The organism is Streptomyces torulosus (assembly GCF_001419765.1).
Lineage (GTDB): Bacteria > Actinomycetota > Actinomycetes > Streptomycetales > Streptomycetaceae > Streptomyces > Streptomyces torulosus.
Map to the genome: position 1 here is coordinate 1 of NZ_LIRK01000618.1, position 3,123 is coordinate 3,123.

At 73.8% G+C, this 3,123-nt stretch carries 3 protein-coding genes; 1 reads left to right on the plus strand and 2 read right to left on the minus strand.

The features are described 5' to 3' along the window. Together AOK23_RS35365 and mshA are read right to left on the minus strand one after the other, a co-directional pair. Positions 1 to 508 (minus strand): type III secretion system chaperone family protein (locus AOK23_RS35365; protein ID WP_055716623.1); only part of this gene is annotated, 508 nt, incomplete at its 3' end. A 73-nt stretch (positions 509 to 581) separates the two neighbouring features. Next, complete coding sequence (mshA, locus tag AOK23_RS35370; RefSeq protein WP_055716625.1) at positions 582 to 1,922, minus strand: D-inositol-3-phosphate glycosyltransferase; 1,341 nt, start codon at positions 1,920 to 1,922, stop codon at positions 582 to 584. A 275-nt stretch (positions 1,923 to 2,197) separates the two neighbouring features. Between mshA and AOK23_RS35375 the strand changes: the two genes are divergently transcribed. After that, positions 2,198 to 3,016 carry a hypothetical protein gene (locus AOK23_RS35375; protein WP_055716624.1) on the plus strand — a complete coding sequence of 273 codons (819 nt, stop codon included), beginning with the start codon at positions 2,198 to 2,200 and terminating at the stop codon, positions 3,014 to 3,016. Positions 3,017 to 3,123 lie beyond the last annotated feature (107 nt).

The following is a 3,123-nucleotide window of genomic DNA, read 5'->3' on the forward strand; positions in this document are numbered from 1 at the left end:
ATGCCCCCGGGGCCCCCTGTGCCCCCGCGTCCCGCGTCAGATGGCTGAACGCGTCCAGGTTGCGGGTGGACTCCCCTCGCGACACCCGCCACGCGTACTCCTTGCGGATCGCGGAGGCGAAGCCCAGTTCCAGGAGGGTGTTGAAGGCGCCGTCCGCCGCTTCCAGGACCTGGCCGAGGAGGCCGTCGATGCTCTCGGGGGTGATGGCCGCGAGCGGCAGCTTGGCGGTGACGTACACGTCGCCGAGCTGGTCGACGGCGTAACTCACCCCGTACAGCTTGAGGTTGCGCTCCAGGAGCCAGCGGTGGACGCCGGCCTCGTTCTCGTCGGGGTGGCGGATCACGAAGGCGTTCAGGGAGAGGGAGTGCCTGCCGACCAGCAGCGAGACCGTGGTGGAGAGCTTGCGCGTCCCGGGGAGCTTCACGACGTAGTTGCCGGTGCCCGGACTCTCCCACTCCAGCTCGGCCTCGGTGAGGACCTGCTCGATGATCGCCGCTGCGTCAGCCATGGGGCGAGCGTACCCGCCGGTAGGGGGACGGGTACGGCAGCCACGGGCAGGGGCGGAATCGGTGGCGTGCGGCCTACCCGTGGTGGGCCCGCAGTCCCTGCCGCCGGTGGTCGTGGGTCGCCGCCGTGTACACGTCGGCCGTGGCCTGCGCGGCCGTGTCCCAGCCGAAGGACTCGGCGTGGCGGGCGGCGGCCTCGCCCATGCGGGCGGGGAGGTCGGGGGTGTCGGCGAAATCGCGCAGCACGCGCGCGTACGCCGCCGGATCGTGCCCCTGGACCAGGAATCCTGTGTGTCCGTCGCGCACCGCGACCGGGAGGCCGCCGACCGCGGCCGCCAGCACCGGCGTACCGGCCGCCTGCGCCTCGATGGCGACCAGCCCGAAGGACTCGCTGTAGGACGGCATGACCAGCACGGACGCCGCCCGGAACCAGTCCGCGAGCTGCTCCTGGCCGACCGGCGGCCGGAAGCGCACGACATCGGCGATGCCGAGGCGCGCGGCCAGCTTCTGCAGCCCCTCCGGCTTGGCGAGCCCGCTGCCGCTCGGTCCGCCGACGACGGGCACGACGATCCTCGACCGCAGTTCGGGCCGCTCGCCCAGCAGGACGGCCACGGCGCGCAGCAGCACGTCGGGGGCCTTGAGGGGCTGGATGCGGCCGGCGAAGAGGGGGATCAGCGCGTCCTGCGGGAGGCCGAGGCGGGCGCGGGCCGCGGCGCGGCCGTCGGCGGGACGGAAGCGGTCGAGGTTCACACCGGGGTGGACGACGGCCACCTTGGCGCGGTCGGCCTCGTAGTGGCGTACGAGTTCGTCGGCCTCCTCCGCCGTGTTGGCTATGAGGCGGTCGGCGGCGCGTACGACCTGGGTCTCGCCGATGACGCGGGCGGCGGGCTCGGGGGTGTCGCCGAGGGCGAGCGCGGCGTTCTTGACCTTCGCCATGGTGTGCATGGCGTGCACCAGGGGGACGCCCCATCGTTCGGCGGCGAGCCAGCCGACGTGGCCGGAGAGCCAGTAGTGCGAGTGGACGAGGTCGTAGTAGCCGGGGCGGTGCCCGGCCCACGCCTGCATCACCCCGTGCGTGAAGGCACAGAGCTGGGCGGGTAGGTCCTCCTTCGCCAGGCCCTCGTACGGGCCCGCGTCGACATGCCGGACGAGGACGCCGGGCGCCAGCTCGACCTTCGACTGGAGGGCGGCCGTGGTGGCCCGCGTGAAGATCTCCACCTCGATGTTGAGCGCCGCGAGACGCTGCGCCAGCTCCACGATGTAGACGTTCATACCGCCGGCGTCGCCCGTGCCCGGCTGGTGGAGCGGTGAGGTGTGCACGGACAGCATCGCCACGCGGCGGGGTTTCCTGTGCAGTCTCAACCGGGACGCGGCGGTCGGAGAGCGTCGCCCGAGCCTGCTGACGTAGTGGCTCACGTGGCGTTCCTCCTTGCTGCGGGCATGCCGTTCGGAGGGCATGCGGACCCTCTCGGCAGGGGGAACACCGGACGAGGCGGTTCCATTTCCTCTTTGCAAAAGAATTACCGATGCTCGCTCAACCGTTCGACGGAAGGTCGGACGCGGGGCGTCCACGGGCCCGTACGGCCGGATGGGAGGGCAGGTCACCAGGCGCCCTCCGGTGACCCGGGGCCAGGGGGCCAGGGGCGGAAGCCCCGCGACCCGGCCACCCCCCATACGCATACGCTCAGCCCATGGCACGACCCGTCGGCACGGTGACCCGCGGCACCACCAACCCCAACCGTCTGCGCCGCATGGACCGCTGGATCGCAGCGACCCACGGCGCCGAACTCCGCCGTGCCGCCACCCCCCTCGCCGTGGACCTCGGCTACGGCGCCGCCCCCTGGACCGCGCTGGAGCTGCTGCGGCGGCTGCGCGAGGCAGCGCCCCGTACCGAGGTCGTCGGCATCGAGATCGACCCGGCCAGGGTCGCGGCGGCGCAACCGTACGCGTGCGACGGCCTGACCTTCCGGCACGGCGGCTTCGAGGTGCCCGTACCGGGCCGTCCGACGCTCATCCGGGCGGCGAACGTCCTGCGGCAGTACGACGAGGAGGAGGTCGCCGCCGTCTGGGAGCGGCTGTGTGCCCGCCTCGCGCCGGGCGGCCCGCCGTCACCCGGCGGTCTGCCGGCCTCCACGGGCGGACTGCTCGTCGAGGGCACGTGCGACGAGATCGGCCGTCGGCACGTCTGGGTCGCCCTCGGCCCGGAGGGTCCCCGCACGGTCACGTTCGCGACCCGGCTGGGCTCCCTGGAGCGCCCCTCGGACCTCGCCGAGCGCCTCCCCAAGGCGCTGATCCACCGCAACGTCCCGGGCGAGCCCGTCCACGCCTTCCTCCGCGACTTCGACCGCGCCTGGGCCGCCGCCGCCCCGTACGCCTCGTACGGTGCCCGCCAGCGCTGGATCCGCACGATCCGCGACCTGCGGGCGGACTGGCCGGTGCGGGACGGCGTCACACGCTGGCGCCAGGGCGAAGTCACGGTGGCGTGGGAGGCGTTGGCACCCCGCGCCTGAGCGGCACCGGAACACGCGTTCACTCCCGACCGGAACGCCCGCACACACCCCCGACCGGAACGCCCGCGCACGCCCCCGGCCGGACCGCCCGCGCACGCCCCCGACGC

Coding starts and splice junctions, on each gene's coding strand:
- AOK23_RS35375 (WP_055716624.1), top strand. CDS start 2,198: ATGGCACGACCCGTCGGCACGGTGACCCGCGGCACCACCAACCCCAAC.